Genomic DNA, 14,526 nt, shown 5'->3' on the forward strand with positions numbered 1-14,526 from the left:
TTAATCAGGCTCTGCCTTGTCGCCGGGCAAGTGCCTGATGCGGCCATAGCAGTTCACCGTTTCATGGCAACGGCGACCTGCCATGGCTTTTTGCTTCGACGCAATTCCGGACGGAAAACCGCATCACACTTTTCCTGGAATTGCTTTAGAAAGCGCGGAAAGTGACGACCGTGAAGGTGTCCTTGATTCCGGGAATAATCTGTACCTTCTCGTTGACGAAGTGACCAACATCTTCCTCGTCGTCGACGTAGAATTTGGCAAGCAGGTCGTAATTGCCGGCGGTCGAGTAGATTTCCGAGGCGATTTCGGCATCGGCGAGCGCGCTGGCGACCTCGTAGGACTTGCCCAGATCGCACTTTATCTGCATGAAAAACGTCTTCATTGCCGGTCCCGATCAAGCTTCAGCACACAAGCGGCCCTTGTGGCAGACTGCCGCCCGGCTTTCAAGCATCAGGCCGAGCGCGCCTTGGCGACGGCTTGTCTCAGTTCGGACACCGGCATGCCGCGCCGATACAAGTTGCCGCCGATGACCAGGGCTGGCGTGCCGCGCAGCTTGAACGCCGCCGCCTGGACTTCGGTGCGGACAAGGGCAGCGTCGATATCGGGTTCACGGATGGCGAGGTCGGCACGCACCATCGCCACATCGACACCGACGGAAGAAAGGATGTCGTTGGTGCGGCGTTCCGAAAGGCCGCGCTGGTTGGTCATCAGCGCATCGACCGCCGCGCCATAGTGTTCGCCGCTCAGCAGCGTCACCCGCGCCGCGTCGCGCGACACGTCGCCGAAGATCGGCCAGTCCTTCATCACAAGCCGAACGCCGCTGTCCTCTTCCATCAACTTCTTCAGTTCGACGAAGACGAGCTTGCAGATCGGGCACTGATAGTCGACGAATTCGGCGATGGTGACGTCGCCATCGGGGTTGCCGAGCGCTGGAATGGCGGGATCAAAGGCGACTTCCGTGACGGTCGGCCCAGTGCTTGCCCAGGCGGGCAAGGGGGCCAAAACTGCGAGGCTTGCCGCGCCCTTCAGCAAAAGGCGCCGGTCGATCGGCTGCTTGAACATGGTCGTCCCCTGGTTGCGCGAACGGGTCCCCACCCGTCCCTACGATGCGCGCCCCGCGTTAAAGGAGGCTTAAGCATGATCATGTGGCACTTGCGTGGCGAATATTGCGGTTGCTGAAACCGTGAGGCTCCGCAAAGCGTATGGTATGATGCGTCCCGGGACAGGTTTTGTTGGGGGACAATGGAGACAGGCCATGCGCCGCACCGCATTCGCAGTTGTTTCATTGCTGTTCGCGTTGTTCGTGTCGGCAGCCCTTGCCGGCGACGCCGAAGTCAAGGCCGGCCAGGCCGTCATCGATGGTCAGTTGAAGGCGCTCATCGCCAATGATGGCGCCAAGGCGTACAGTTTCGCCGCTCCAAATGTGAAGCGCATCTTTCCGACCGTCGACACCTTCATGAACATGGTGACCAACGGCTATCCGCCGGTGCGCCAGCCGCAGAGCTATTCCTTCGGCAAGGTCGAGCAGATGGGGCCAACTTCGCTAATCCAGCAAGTGCTGATCGTTGGGCCCGACGGCAAGGACTATGAGGCGGTCTACACGCTGGAACAGCAGCCCGACGGCAGCTTTCAAATCACCGGCTGCAGCTTGCGCGCAGCGAATTCGCTCAGCACCTAGATGTGCTTATAGCACCGGAATATCGCCCCTCGCCCATCCCTCTGAAATGTCTGATGTGCGCGCCTCGAAGGCCTTTGCCTCGATCGCGGCGCGAACGTCCTGCATCAGCTTCTGATAGTAAGACAGGTTGTTCCACGTCAGAAGCATCGCGCCCAGCGCCTCCTGCGAGCGCACGAGATGATGCAGATAGGCGCGTGAATAGTCGCGTGCCGCCGGGCAGTCACTCTCCTCGTCCAGCGGCCGCGGATCGTCCGCATGGCGGGCATTCCTGAGATTGACCTTGCCGCGCCTGGTATAGGCCAGGCCATGGCGGCCGGCGCGGGTCGGCATCACGCAGTCGAACATGTCGATGCCGCGCGCCACCGATTTCACGATGTCGTCCGGCGTGCCGACGCCCATGAGATATCGAGGCTTGTTGTCAGGCAATTCCGGACAGGTGATCTCCAGCATATCCAGCATCACCGCTTGCGGTTCGCCGACGGCCAGGCCGCCGACCGCATAGCCCTTCAGCTCCATCGCGCTCAGCGCCTGCGCCGAACGCACCCTGAGAGCTGCGTTGTCGCCACCCTGGACGATGCCGAACATCGCCTTGCCGGGCTGATCGCCGAACGCTGTCTTGCAGCGCTCGGCCCAGCGCAGCGACAGCTCCATCGCGCGCTCGATCTGCTTGAGGTCGGCCGGCAGCGCTGTGCATTCGTCGAGCTGCATCTGGATGTCGGAATCGAGTAGGCCCTGGATCTCGATCGAGCGCTCCGGCGACATCTCGTAGGCAGCGCCGTCAATGTGCGAGCGAAAGGTGACGCCCTTCTCGGTCAATTTTCTGAGCTTCGACAGCGACATGACCTGAAAACCGCCACTGTCGGTCAGGATCGGCTGCGGCCAGCGGGCGAATTCATGCAACCCACCAAGCCGCGCCACGCGCTCGGCGCCGGGGCGCAGCATCAGATGATAGGTATTGCCCAGGATGACGTCGGCGCCGACGCCGCGCACCTGGTCCATATACATGGCCTTGACCGTGCCGCCGGTGCCGACCGGCATGAAGGCCGGCGTGCGGATTTCGCCGCGCGGCATGTCGATGACACCGCGCCGCGCCTTGCCGTCGGTGGCGAGGATCTTGAAGGTGAATGTCTCAGCCATTGAATTCCTTGTCATGGACAGGCGCGCCTGGCGCCTGCCTGTCGAGCGACTGGCGGTATTGGATGCAGCCGCGCATGAATCTCGGCCAGGGCGGCACGGCAATCGATGGATCGGCCCTTTCCGGCAGCAGATCCCACAAGTTGGGGGGATGCCAGTGGCCGGTGGCATCTCGATGCTGGCGAATGCCGGCACGCAATTTCTTCACTTCGGCGATCAGGCTTTCGCGATCAAAGGCCTGCAGGTCATCGTCCATCGCTCATCTCCGCTCGATAAAGCAGGCTTGCATCTCCGTAGGAATAGAACCTGTAATCGTTCCCGATGGCATGAGCATAGGCCGCACGCATCGTATCTAGGCCGCTGAAGGCCGAAACCAGCATGAACAGCGTCGAACGCGGCAGATGGAAATTGGTCATCAGCAGATCGGCGGTGCGGAAGCGATAGCCCGGCGTGATGAAGATGTCGGTCGGGCCGGACCAGGCGGTCAGCGAGCCATCAGGCCGTGCCGCGCTCTCCAGCAGGCGCAGCGAGGTCGTGCCGACAGCGATGATGCGCCCGCCCCGCGCCTTGGCGCCATTCAGAGCGTCGGCTGTTGCTTCGCTGACCGAGCCGGTCTCGGCATGCATCTTGTGGTCAGCGGTGTCGTCCGCCTTGACCGGCAGGAAGGTGCCGGCGCCGACATGCAAGGTGACGAAGCGGCGTTCGATGCCTTTAGCGTCGAGTGCTGCAAACAGTTCCGGCGTGAAATGCAGGCCGGCGGTGGGCGCTGCCACAGCACCTTCCTCTTTGGCATAGATGGTCTGGTAGTCGGTCAGGTCGCGCGCGTCGTCGTCGCGCTTCGACGCGATATAGGGCGGCAGCGGGATGTGGCCGACGGCATGCAGCGCCTCGTCGAGAAACGGCCCCGACAGGTCGAAGCCGAGCAACGCCTCGCCGGCCTCGCCCTTCTCGATCACCGTGGCATCGAGCTGGCCGAGGAAACAGGAATTGCCGTCATGGCCGAAATGGATGCGGTCGCCGGCGGCGATGCGCTTGCCCGGCCGCATGAAGGCCAGCCAGCGGTCCGGCGCCATGCGCATATGCAGCGTGGCGTCCACCTGCGCCTGCGCTTCGCCGCGCCGCCTTATGCCTCTCAACTGGGCAGGAATGACCTTGGTGTCGTTGAAGACCAGCACGTCGCCGGCGTTGAGCAAGGACGGCAGGTCGCCAACCGCGCGGTCCGAAAGACCCTCGCCCGGCCTGACCACCAGCATTTTTGCGCTGTCGCGCGGCTCGGCCGGGCGCAGCGCGATGCGCTCCTCCGGCAGGTCGAAGTCGAAGAGATCGACGCGCATCAGTAGAGCCGGACGAGCAGTGCTCCGGCCAAGAGCAGCACCGCGCCGGCGATGCGGCCGAGCGAAATCTCGCGCACCGCCACGCCGAGGAAGCCGACCCGATCGATCAGCATGCCGGCGAAGAGCTGGCCGGCAACCAGGAACGCCATCAGCGCGGCTGCACCGATGCGCGGCGTAAGAATGGTCGACAGGGTGACATAGAAACCGCCGAGCATGCCGCCGGCGATGAACAGCCAAGGCGCAGGCGCCTTCCAGTCGAGCGAGATGTCCTGCAGCCGCACAACGGCAATGGAGATGATACCAAGCACGATCGCGCCCGACAGGAACGAAAACGCAGCAGCCGCGACCGGGAGCCCCAGGCCGCGCGCCAGCTGCGAGTTGATCGGCGCCTGAATGGCGATGAAGGCGCCGGACAGGATGCCGAGCAGCGACCAGACCACGCCCATCATCGTCGTTTGTCCTTACTTGACGTCGGCCGCGACCTTCAGCGACACGATCTTGTCGGGATCGACGACCGGCTCGCCGCGCTTGATCTTGTCGACATTGTCCATGCCTTCGATGACCTGGCCCCAGACCGTGTACTGGCGGTTGAGGAAGGCGGCATCGTCGAAGCAGATGAAGAACTGCGAATTGGCGGAGTTCGGGTTCTGCGAACGTGCCATCGAGCAGGTACCGCGGCCATGGTTGGCGTTGGAGAATTCAGCCTTCAGGTCCGGCTTTTCCGAGCCGCCCATGCCCGCACGCGACGGCGCGAAGGTCGGCTTCGACGAATTGCCGAACTTCACGTCGCCGGTCTGCGCCATGAAGCCTTCGATGACGCGGTGGAAGACCACGCCATCATAGGCGCCTTCACGCGCCAGTTCCTTGATGCGGGCGACGTGGCCGGGAGCCAAATCGGGAAACAGTTCGATGACGACCTTGCCCCTGGTCGTTTCCAGGATGAGCGCGTTTTCGCGGTCCTTGATCTCAGCCATGTCGGATATCCTTTTATCTCAGAAAAACAGATTGATTTGATAGGTTACTTGTCGGCGGCGATGCGTACCTTGATCATGCGGTCGGGCTCGCTGACCGTGCCGTTGTCGGCCTCGTCACCCTTCTTGATCTTGTCCACCAGTTCGATGCCGCTGACGACATTGCCGACGATGGTGTACTGGCCATCGAGGTTCGGAGCCGGCGCGAACATGATGAAGAACTGCGAATTGGCGGAGTTCGGGTCCTGCGAACGGGCCATACCGAGCGTGCCGCGCTTGAAATGTTCGCTCTGCGAGAATTCGGCCGGCAGGTCGGGCAGGTCTGAACCGCCGGTGCCGACGGCCTCGGGGCTGAACCCCTTCTTCATGTTGCCGAACTTGACGTCGCCGGTCTGCGCCATAAAGCCGTTGATGACCCGGTGGAATGCGACATCGTTATAAGCGCCTTCACGCACCAGCTTCTTGATCTGCGCGACATGCTTGGGTGCCAGGTCGGGGCGTAGCGCGATGGTGACGTCGCCGTTCTTCAAGGTGATGATCATGGTGTTTTCCGGTTCGGCGGCGAAGGCCGAAACGGATGCGGTCAGACCGGCAAGCACGACGAGGAACGAGGCGAGCTTTTTCAGCTGCATAAGGGATCTCCGAAGGTCTTTGTTAGGGTGCATGTCGTTGCCCCAAAACCGGCATCCACTTTTGGGCGACATGCACTATTTCGCGAATTTGGCGGTGAGCGCGCCGGCAACGGCGGCCGGTACGAAGGGACGGATGTCTCCGCCCATCGAGGCTATCTGGCGCACAAGTGTGGCGGTAATGGTGCGTACCGATGGACTGGCGGGCAGAAAAACCGTCTGCAGTTCCGGCGCCATGGTCTCGTTCATGCCGGCCATCTGCATCTCGTAATCGAGATCGGTGCCGTCGCGCAGGCCTCGGATCATGATCGAGGCGCCATGCTTGCGGGCCGCGTCGATGACCAGCCCGTCAAAGGCGACGACCTTGATACGGTCGCCGTCGCGGCCAAATTCGGCCTTGGTCGCGGCCTCGATCAGCTTCACCCGTTCGTCGAAGGAAAACAGCGGCGTCTTGCCGGGATGGGTGCCGATCGCCGCATATACCGTGTCGGCGACAGCCAGCGATGCCTTCAGCACATCGAGATGGCCGTTGGTCAGCGGGTCGAAGGAGCCGGCATAAAGGGCGATGCGATCGGTCATGGGAGGTGCTTCTAGCGGGGCATTGGGCGGAAGGCAAATGCGATTGGGAACATCTGCGTGAACCTTTTCGCAGACATGAACGACAGATGAATGCCTTGATCACGAAGACTTCACGCCGCGTTCGCTAGTTTGCACTTCGGAAGATGAAACCAAAACCCGATCTAACCGTTGGATAGGCGCAGGAGAACACGCACATGCTGATCTACATGCTCGCCACCGCAATGACCGTCGCCATGCTGATCGCCACCGCATTCGGATTGCATAACGAGGCAGAGCGCGTCCGTGTCCGCACAAAGCGGTTCGAAGGTTTCGGCGCTCGCTGGCCCCACCGTCGCCCCTGATTTATTGCTAGTTTCTTGTTTGCGCCGGCCCATCGGGCCGGCGTTGTTGCTCAAACCTATTCGGTGCTGTCCGGTACGGCATCTCCGGCGCCGGCCTCAATGACACCCTCTTCGACATCCTCGTCGGCCTGCGGCTCCGAAATCCGTTCGACCGAAACCACCTTCTCGCCTTCGGCGGTGTTGAAGATGGTCACGCCCTTGGTGGCGCGGCTGGCGAAACGGATACCGTTGACCGGCACCCGGATGACCGTGCCGCCATCCGAAACCAGCATGATCTGGTCGTCATTGCCGACCGGGAAAGTCGCCACCAGCTGGCCGATCTCGGCCACCTTCGACACGTCGGTGGCGCGGATGCCTTTGCCGCCGCGTCCGGTCAGGCGGAAATCGTAGGATGACGAGCGCTTGCCGTAGCCATATTCGGTCACCGTCAGCACATACTGCTCATGCGCCTTGAGCTCTTCGTAACGGCTGTCGGAAAGCTCGGTCTCCTCGCCAATCTCCTCATTGGTGAGTGCAATCTCTTCTTCCTCGCCGGTCACCTCGGCGGCAAGCCGCCGCTCCAGTGCTGCCCGCTTGAGGTAGGCGGAGCGTTCCGCCGGTGAAGCATCGACATGCTCGATCACCGACATGGAGATGATGCGGTCGGTCTCGGCCATGCTTATGCCGCGCACGCCGACCGAATTGCGGCTCTGGAAGACGCGCACATCGCCAACGCGGAAGCGGATGCACTGGCCGGAGCTGGCGGTCAAAAGCACATCGTCATTGTCTGTGCAGGTCTCGACGCCGAGAATCTCGTCGCCCTCCTCCTCCAGCTTCATGGCGATCTTGCCATTGCGGTTGACCTGGACGAATTCGGACAGCTTGTTGCGACGCACGGTGCCGCGCGTGGTGGCGAACATGACGTCGAGTTCGCCCCAGCTGGTCTCGTCCTCGGGCAGCGGCATGATGGTGGTGATGCGCTCGCCCTGCTCCAGCGGCAGCATGTTGATCAGCGCCTTGCCGCGCGACTGCGGATTGCCGATTGGCAGCCGCCACACCTTTTCCTTGTAGACGATGCCGCGCGAGGAGAAGAACAGCACCGGCGTATGCGTGTTGGCCACAAACAGCCGGGTGACGAAATCCTCTTCCTTGGTCGACATACCCGAGCGGCCCTTGCCGCCGCGGCGTTGCGCCCGGTAGAGCGACAGCGGCACGCGCTTGATGTAGCCGGAATGGCTGACGGTGACGACCATGTCCTCGCGCTGGATCAGGTCCTCGTCTTCCATGTCGGCGCCGCCGTCGGTGAGCTCGGTGCGGCGCGGCGTGCCGAACTCGTCGCGCACGGCGGCAAGCTCGTCCTTGACGATCTGTTGGATGCGGGCGCGGGACGACAGAATGTCGAGGTAATCCTTGATCTCGTCGCCGATGGTGTTCAGCTCGTCGGCGATTTCGTCACGGCCGAGCGCGGTCAGGCGCTGCAGGCGCAGTTCGAGGATTGCGCGCGCCTGTTCCTCGGACAGGTTGTAGGTGCCATCCTCATTGATGCGATGGCGCGGATCGTCGATAAGCAGAATCAATGACTCCACGTCCCCGGAGGGCCAGCGCCGCTCCATCAACTGCTCGCGCGCCGTCTGCGGATCGGGCGCGGTGCGGATCAGCTTGATCACTTCGTCGATGTTGGCGACGGCTATGGCGAGACCGACCAATACATGGGCACGGTCACGCGCCTTGCGCAGCAGGAACTTCGTGCGCCGGCTAATCACCTCTTCGCGGAAGCCGACAAATGCCTTTAGCATGTCGGTCAGGTTCATCACTTCCGGCTTGCCGCCGTTCAGCGCCACCATATTGGCGCCGAAGGAGGTCTGCAGCGGCGTGAAGCGGTAAAGCTGGTTGAGAATGACGTCGGCGACAGCGTCGCGCTTCAGCTCGATGACGACGCGGTAGCCCTGGCGGTCGCTTTCGTCGCGAATGTCGGAAATGCCTTCGATGCGCTTGTCGCGCACCAGCTCGGCCATTTTCTCGATCATCGAGGCCTTGTTCACCTGGTACGGGACTTCCGTGATGATGATCGATTCACGGTCGTTGCCGCGCTGTTCGACATTGACCTTGCCGCGCATGACGATGGAGCCACGGCCCGTCGCATAGGCGCTGTAGATGCCGGAACGGCCGAGCACGATGCCGCCGGTCGGGAAATCGGGACCCGGAATGATCTCCATCAGCGCCGGCAAATCGATCGCCGGATTGTCGATGATGGCGATGGCGCCGTTGCAGATCTCGGCCAGATTGTGCGGCGGGATGTTGGTGGCCATGCCGACGGCGATGCCGCCGGAACCGTTGACCAGAAGATTGGGGAAGCGGGCCGGCAGCACCTTCGGTTCGGTGTCGGATGCGTCATAAGTCTCCTGGAAATCGACGGTTTCCTTGTCGATGTCCTCCAAGAGTTCATGCGCGACCTTGGTCAGCCGCGATTCGGTGTAGCGCATCGCCGCCGGCGGATCGCCGTCGATGGAGCCGAAATTACCCTGCCCGTCGATCAGCGGAACGCGCAGCGACCAGTCCTGCGCCATGCGCACCAAGGCGTCGTAGATCGAGGCGTCGCCATGCGGATGGTATTTACCCATCACGTCGGCAACCGGGCGGGCCGACTTCACATATTTGCGGTTCCAGTGGTAACCGCTCTCATGCGCCGCATAGAGAATGCGGCGGTGAACCGGCTTCAGGCCGTCGCGTACATCGGGCAGCGCACGGCTGACGATGACGCTCATGGCATAAGAGAGGTAGGAGCTCTGCATCTCCTCGATGATGGAGATGGGCTCGATGCCGGTAGGGCCGCCGTCGGCGCCGCGCGGGGGTTTTTGGTCGGTCAAATCGGATCACAATCTAATCAGGAATCACTGACCGCTTATATAGGAAGCACGGCCGAAACTCCAATATTCGTGGTGCTTTTCCAATGAGGATTTCAGTGGTAAATTCAAATGGATACCTCTGATTGCGACGATTTGGCCATAACGCATTCGCCGCCGCCAGGGGCAAAAGCCTGCGAAGGACAGTTTTCCAAGCCAAGAGCTTATCTGGAGGCAGACAGACGCGTCAGCGGGTAGCCACCCGCCGGGCGCGATAGTGGCCAGGCGTCTCACCCATGACGCGCCGGAAACGGCGGTTGAACGTCGACAAATCGTTGAAACCGGCCTCGAAGGCGATTGCCGAGATGGCATCGCCTGACATGCGCAGCCGCACCGCCGCGCGGTGCAGCCGGGTTCTCAGCAGAAACTGATAGGGCGTCATGCCGGCGACCTGCCGGAAGGTGCGCAGGAAATGGTACGGGCTGGTCGCCGTCGCGCAGGCAAGCTCGGAAAGCGAGACCGGCCTGTCGGCATTGAGCTCGATCTGCCGCACCGCCTCGGCAACCCGTTTCTGGTCGCGGCGGCTCGGCGGTCGGACGCCCGGCACCGCATCGCTGGCCACAGGCAGTGCTGCGCCGGCAACAGCCAGTGCTGCGCCGGCAATTCGCAGGCCAAGCTCTTCAAAGGCGTCGATGTCGACCATCTCGCGCGCCGCTTCCGCCTCGGCCAGCAGCGATGCCAGCGCCGGCAAGGGCGGCATATGCGGCACGCGGAAGGCGAGCTTGCTCGCGCCGGGCACGTCGCTGGCGATGCGGTCGAGATAGGCCGGAGCGAAGTGGAAGGACAGGCAACGGTCGCCGGCGCCATGCTCATGCCCGCATTCATAGCAGGCGCCGACATTGCCGAGCAGGATCGCGCCCGGCGCCAGCATGGCGGCGCCTTGCCTGGTGCGGTAGCGGAAGGTGCCGCTGGTGACAGCGGCAACGCAGAAGGTGTCGTGCGCCTCCTCGAACGGGCGGTCGCCGGCGCCGGCCGTGCACAGCACGTCACAGACATACCAACCCTGCCCCGATGCTAGGTTTTGTTCGCTCGTCGTCATGGCTTGAAAGATAGCAATTTTTCCCAAGCGCGACACCCGGTCGGGGCCTATCGCTTGCAGCCTCCTGACATAACGAAGGCAGCAAGTATGATCGGTACATCCTCCTTTGCCGAAGCGCTCCACAGCGACGGCCCCAACCCCGGCCTGGCTGAAAAGCTTGATCTCTACGGCCGCTTCGTCGGCGCCTGGACATTCGATGCCACGCGCCATCTCGACGACGGCACGGTTCTCACCGGACGCGGCGAGGTGCATTTCGGCTGGGTCCTGGAAGGCAGGGCGATCCAGGATGTATGGATCCTGCCCGCGCGGGATGCCGGCCCCTCGCCTTCTCTCGGCAAATGGACTTTCTATGGCACAACGCTGCGGGCCTATGATCCCGGCTCGGATGCCTGGCACATCTTCTGGAGCGACCCGCGCAACCAATACTACAGCCGCCAGCTTGGTCGCGCCGAAGGCGACACGATTGTGCAGGTCGGCGCCGACGGCACTGGTTCCTCGGTCCGCTGGAGCTTTTCGCGCATCACCAAGGACAGCTTCCGCTGGCTCGGCGAGCGTTCGCACGACGATGGCAAGACATGGCGTCTCGAAGTCGAGTTCCTGGCGCGCCGCGTCGCCCAGGACTGATGACGCAACATATTGCAAAAAGGTGAAAAAACATGCTTGACCATGTCTCGATCGGCGTCCGCGACACCAACGTTTCGAAGCCCTTCTACGATGCCGCGCTAAAGCCGCTCGGTTATTCCTGCCTCGGCCAGTCGCCAGGCTCACTGGGTTATGGTGCGCAAGCCGTCGCGCTGTGGGTGAACGACGCGGAGCGGCCAGTGCCATCGGACGAGAAGTCCGGTCTGCATTTCTGCTTTGCCGCGCCGACGAGGCAGAGTGTCGTCGCCTTCCATGCCGCCGCCTTGCGTGCAGGCGGCAGCGACAATGGCGCGCCGGGCCTGCGCGCCGACTATGGCGAGGACTATTACGCTGCCTTCATCGTCGATCCCGACGGCTATCGCCTGGAGGCCTATTGCAACGCTGCCGCCTAACACTGCCGGCGTCTCCGGTATCGCCATGTCAGACGGTTCCCACCGGCCAGGCTTTGCTCTACCACTATCGTGGCGCAGGGGTCCGGCCCGGCGGGAGGGGTCAGCGATGCCGAGTTTCGACAGCCTGTTCAACGCCTTCGTCACCATTCTGGTGACCATCGACCCCCCAGGTCTCGCGCCGCTCTTCCTCGCGGTGACACGCGGCATGAACCGCGAGGAACGTCAGCAGGTTTCGGTGCGCGCCTCGATCATCGGCTTCCTCGTGATGGCGCTGTTTGCGGTGGCCGGGGCGTCCATCCTGTCGGTGTTCGGCATCACGCTGCCGGCTTTCCGTGTCGCCGGCGGGTTTTTGCTGTTCTTCATCGCTTTCGAAATGGTGTTCGAGCGCCGCCAAGATCGCAAGGAGAAGATCGGCGACGTCGCCATCACCAAGGACATGATCCACAACATCGCGGCCTTCCCGCTGGCGATCCCGCTGATCGCCGGCCCCGGTGCGATTTCGGCGACTGTGCTACTGTCGGGCTCGTTTCAGGGTTTTGCAGCACAAGCGGCGCTGGTCGGCATCATCTTCGTCTGCCTTGCCATCACCTATCTGGTGTTCGTGCTGTCGGAGCGCATCGACCGCATCCTCGGCCAGACCGGCCGCTCGATCCTGACCCGCCTGCTCGGCGTCATCCTGGCCGCGCTTGCGGTTCAGTTCGTCGCGGATGGCATCAAGGCGCTGATGGCGGGGTAAACGGCAGCCCCTGCTCCCTGCTCCCTGCTCCCTACTCCACCGCCGTATCGACGACCTCGAAATCGTGGGTGATGACAGCCGTCTTGGCCAGCATGGCCGAGGCCGAGCAGTATTTCTCGATCGACAGGTTGATGGCGCGCTGGACCTTGTCGTGCGACAGCGCGTGGCCCGTGACGATGAAATGCATGTGGATGCGGGTGAAGACTTTCGGGTCGGTTTCGGCCCGGTCGGCGTCGAGTTCGACAACACAGTCCTCGATCGCCTCGCGGCCTTTTTCGAGGATGTGAACGACATCATAGGCCGAGCAGCCGCCGGTGCCGATCAGCACCAGTTCCATCGGGCTCGGACCCGGCGTCTTGCCTTCCGGCCCGGAGGCGGTTCCCAGCACAACCTTGTGGCCGCTGCCGGACTCGCCGACGAAGGTGCGCTCCTCGACCCATTTGATCCGGGCTCTCACGGCAATCTTCCTTTCAGAAAGCGTAACTGGCCGAAGACGACCGTGTGCATGATCCGCCCCGGCAGCAGCGTGAACACGCCGGCGCCGATCAGGGCGAAAACATACAGCGATATCATGACCCTGCGATGTTTGGCGACCCGATGCATATGCGCGTGCCAGACCGCCAGCGGCACGGCGATCAACACTAAAATCGACAAGAGATGGATCGGGCTGAACGGACCGACGAGGCGTATCTGCTGGATCCAGAAACTGGAGATGGCGACGACCAGCATCAGCGCCGCCCAGGTATAGCCGACGACACGATGGCGCGTCGTGCCTTTCGGCAGCGCCAGTTGCGTAGCGCCAATGGCCAACGCGGCAAGGGCCGCGAAGGCGTGCCATGGAATGGGAGGGCGCGCCGACAGAAGCGGTCCGAGCGACATCGCGCCCTCTCCTCAGATATCGCTGACTATCGTCAGCTCAGAACGGGATTTCGTCGTCCAGTTCGCGCGACGAGCCGCCGCCACCGCCGCCCTTGGAACCGCCGCCACCGCTGTTGCCGCCGCGGTTGAAGCTCTCATTGGGGCCAGACTGGCCGAAATCCGAGCCACGGCTCGCGCCGCCGCCGCCGGCATAGTTGCCGACCTGACCGCCGCCCTCGCCGCGAGAATCGAGCATCTGCAGCTCGCCGCGGAATTTCTGCAGCACGACTTCGGTCGTGTACTTGTCGGCGCCGGTCTGGTCCTGCCATTTGCGTGTCTGCAGCTGGCCTTCGACGTAAACCTTCATGCCCTTCTTCAGGTACTGCTCGGCGACCTTGGCGATCTGGTCATTGAAAATGACGACGTTGTGCCATTCGGTCTTTTCCTTGCGCTCGCCGGAGTTCTTGTCGCGCCAGCTTTCCGACGTGGCGATGCGGATGTTGACGACCGGGTCACCGGAATTCAGGCGGCGGATTTCAGGGTCCGCGCCGAGGTTGCCGACCAGAATGACCTTGTTGACGCTACCCGCCATGACACTTCTCCGCGCTCATCCGAACCAAATTTCAAGTCGTTCACCTTACAGGCCGCGGACAATCCTGGCTTGCCGCGGCTGGCTTTTCCCACAAGGTTTTTGTTCCCTTTTCGTTCCTATACTGTTAACCACGGATTGTCAAGGAATGGCAGCAATCGCCGACGCGGGCGCGTGGATTTAGCTGACACGCAGCGGCGAGAAGCGGTGTCGTCAGCGCCGTTTTTTCGCTGGTCGCAACGGACCGAAAAAGCCGCTCCACTCCATACCCATGGCATGGGCGCGCTGTGCGATCACGGTTGGTGCCGACATCAGCCCGACTGCAGGTTCAGATTTCAGAGCCGGGTCATTCAGCAATTTTCCGATCGCGCGCCCGTGCCACCAGACCTGAGCGACGAGCGCCGCTACCACCGCGATCAGGCCCCAGGTCCCCAATCCTTCGCCGAAGATGTAAATCCCGTATGGCGGCGATAGCGCCGTACCCAGCTTGGCCAACAAGATCACGGTCACGAAACCGATGACGGCGATGGCGCCTGTACCGAGGACGAGGCGGCGATAGAGCCTCAGAGCCTCGTTGAGGTTCTCGGCGGACGAAAGATCGACGTTGGAATTCATAAATACTACTCCTGCCTCGCCATGAGCGGCCCATCTTGTTCCCCATGGATTAGAGGCCCGGCAGGATCCAATCAATACGGGGCATTCAAAACACCCCTTGCCAAATC

The 14,526-nt window shown here is 62.5% G+C and carries 20 protein-coding genes; 5 read left to right on the forward strand and 15 right to left on the reverse strand.

Annotated elements, in window-relative coordinates; translation table 11 throughout:
• Positions 1-145: 145 nt before the first annotated feature.
• Positions 146-382: an Lrp/AsnC family transcriptional regulator gene (locus X771_RS148160; protein ID WP_023670963.1), complete on the reverse strand. Its 237-nt coding sequence runs from the start codon at positions 380-382 to the stop codon at positions 146-148.
• A gap of 68 nt (positions 383-450) precedes the next feature.
• Positions 451-1,062, reverse strand: a complete 612-nt coding sequence (locus tag X771_RS148155; RefSeq protein ID WP_023688619.1) for a thioredoxin domain-containing protein — start codon at positions 1,060-1,062, stop codon at positions 451-453.
• A gap of 193 nt (positions 1,063-1,255) precedes the next feature.
• Between X771_RS148155 and X771_RS148150 the strand changes: the two genes are divergently transcribed.
• On the forward strand, positions 1,256-1,678 hold the full coding sequence (locus X771_RS148150; protein WP_023684643.1) for a DUF4864 domain-containing protein: 423 nt from the start codon (positions 1,256-1,258) through the stop codon (positions 1,676-1,678).
• Positions 1,679-1,684: 6 nt separating this feature from the next.
• On the opposite strand, the gene tgt is transcribed toward X771_RS148150, so the two are convergent.
• The 7 genes from tgt to coaD form a co-directional block, all read right to left on the reverse strand.
• Positions 1,685-2,815 (reverse strand): tRNA guanosine(34) transglycosylase Tgt, encoded by a 1,131-nt coding sequence (tgt, locus tag X771_RS148145; protein ID WP_023688620.1) that lies wholly within the window; start codon positions 2,813-2,815, stop codon positions 1,685-1,687.
• On the reverse strand, positions 2,808-3,068 hold the full coding sequence (locus X771_RS148140) for a hypothetical protein (protein WP_023688621.1): 261 nt from the start codon (positions 3,066-3,068) through the stop codon (positions 2,808-2,810). The genes tgt and X771_RS148140 overlap by 8 nt, the downstream gene beginning before the upstream one ends.
• The gene (queA, locus tag X771_RS148135; protein WP_023688622.1) at positions 3,058-4,146 is read right to left on the reverse strand and encodes a tRNA preQ1(34) S-adenosylmethionine ribosyltransferase-isomerase QueA; all 1,089 of its coding nucleotides are present in this window, start codon (positions 4,144-4,146) and stop codon (positions 3,058-3,060) included. The genes X771_RS148140 and queA overlap by 11 nt, the downstream gene beginning before the upstream one ends.
• Complete coding sequence (locus tag X771_RS148130) at positions 4,146-4,595, reverse strand: DMT family transporter (RefSeq protein WP_023688623.1); 450 nt, start codon at positions 4,593-4,595, stop codon at positions 4,146-4,148. Before X771_RS148130 ends, queA begins: the two co-directional genes overlap by 1 nt.
• Positions 4,596-4,607: 12 nt before the next feature.
• Positions 4,608-5,120: a peptidylprolyl isomerase gene (locus X771_RS148125; RefSeq protein ID WP_023688624.1), complete on the reverse strand. Its 513-nt coding sequence runs from the start codon at positions 5,118-5,120 to the stop codon at positions 4,608-4,610.
• Positions 5,121-5,164: 44 nt separating this feature from the next.
• Positions 5,165-5,749 carry a peptidylprolyl isomerase gene (locus X771_RS148120; RefSeq protein ID WP_023688625.1) on the reverse strand — a complete coding sequence of 195 codons (585 nt, stop codon included), beginning with the start codon at positions 5,747-5,749 and terminating at the stop codon, positions 5,165-5,167.
• A 75-nt stretch (positions 5,750-5,824) separates the two neighbouring features.
• Positions 5,825-6,325 carry a pantetheine-phosphate adenylyltransferase gene (coaD, locus tag X771_RS148115; protein WP_023670954.1) on the reverse strand — a complete coding sequence of 167 codons (501 nt, stop codon included), beginning with the start codon at positions 6,323-6,325 and terminating at the stop codon, positions 5,825-5,827.
• A gap of 194 nt (positions 6,326-6,519) precedes the next feature.
• Here coaD and X771_RS1000000166875 point away from each other — a divergent pair, with 194 nt between their 5' ends.
• Positions 6,520-6,666 carry a hypothetical protein gene (locus X771_RS1000000166875; protein WP_023688626.1) on the forward strand — a complete coding sequence of 49 codons (147 nt, stop codon included), beginning with the start codon at positions 6,520-6,522 and terminating at the stop codon, positions 6,664-6,666.
• A gap of 56 nt (positions 6,667-6,722) precedes the next feature.
• On the opposite strand, the gene gyrA is transcribed toward X771_RS1000000166875, so the two are convergent.
• Together gyrA and X771_RS148105 are read right to left on the reverse strand one after the other, a co-directional pair.
• Positions 6,723-9,512, reverse strand: a complete 2,790-nt coding sequence (gene gyrA / locus X771_RS148110) for a DNA gyrase subunit A (protein WP_023688627.1) — start codon at positions 9,510-9,512, stop codon at positions 6,723-6,725.
• Between the two features lie 223 nt (positions 9,513-9,735).
• Positions 9,736-10,587: an AraC family transcriptional regulator gene (locus tag X771_RS148105; protein WP_023688628.1), complete on the reverse strand. Its 852-nt coding sequence runs from the start codon at positions 10,585-10,587 to the stop codon at positions 9,736-9,738.
• 87 nt (positions 10,588-10,674) lie between these two features.
• Here X771_RS148105 and X771_RS148100 point away from each other — a divergent pair, with 87 nt between their 5' ends.
• The 3 genes from X771_RS148100 to X771_RS148090 all read left to right on the forward strand — a co-directional run bounded on the left by X771_RS148100 (position 10,675) and on the right by X771_RS148090 (position 12,357).
• Positions 10,675-11,211, forward strand: coding sequence for a hypothetical protein (locus tag X771_RS148100; protein WP_023688629.1), 537 nt, complete (start codon positions 10,675-10,677; stop codon positions 11,209-11,211).
• Between the two features lie 32 nt (positions 11,212-11,243).
• Positions 11,244-11,621 (forward strand): VOC family protein, encoded by a 378-nt coding sequence (locus X771_RS148095; protein WP_023688630.1) that lies wholly within the window; start codon positions 11,244-11,246, stop codon positions 11,619-11,621.
• A 106-nt stretch (positions 11,622-11,727) separates the two neighbouring features.
• The gene (locus X771_RS148090) at positions 11,728-12,357 is read left to right on the forward strand and encodes a MarC family protein (RefSeq protein WP_023670949.1); all 630 of its coding nucleotides are present in this window, start codon (positions 11,728-11,730) and stop codon (positions 12,355-12,357) included.
• Between the two features lie 31 nt (positions 12,358-12,388).
• Here the strand turns inward: X771_RS148090 and X771_RS148085 are convergent, their stop codons facing one another.
• The 4 genes from X771_RS148085 to X771_RS148070 form a co-directional block, all read right to left on the reverse strand.
• On the reverse strand, positions 12,389-12,814 hold the full coding sequence (locus X771_RS148085) for an OsmC family protein (protein ID WP_023688631.1): 426 nt from the start codon (positions 12,812-12,814) through the stop codon (positions 12,389-12,391).
• Positions 12,811-13,236 carry a DUF2306 domain-containing protein gene (locus X771_RS148080; RefSeq protein WP_023688632.1) on the reverse strand — a complete coding sequence of 142 codons (426 nt, stop codon included), beginning with the start codon at positions 13,234-13,236 and terminating at the stop codon, positions 12,811-12,813. Before X771_RS148080 ends, X771_RS148085 begins: the two co-directional genes overlap by 4 nt.
• 37 nt (positions 13,237-13,273) lie before the next feature.
• A complete protein-coding gene (gene ssb, locus X771_RS148075; RefSeq protein WP_023670946.1) occupies positions 13,274-13,807 on the reverse strand; it encodes a single-stranded DNA-binding protein in 534 nt (177 codons plus the stop codon).
• Between the two features lie 210 nt (positions 13,808-14,017).
• Positions 14,018-14,419 carry a hypothetical protein gene (locus X771_RS148070; RefSeq protein ID WP_023688633.1) on the reverse strand — a complete coding sequence of 134 codons (402 nt, stop codon included), beginning with the start codon at positions 14,417-14,419 and terminating at the stop codon, positions 14,018-14,020.
• Positions 14,420-14,526 lie beyond the last annotated feature (107 nt).

Source organism: Mesorhizobium sp. LSJC269B00 (assembly GCF_000502815.1).
GTDB lineage: Bacteria > Pseudomonadota > Alphaproteobacteria > Rhizobiales > Rhizobiaceae > Mesorhizobium.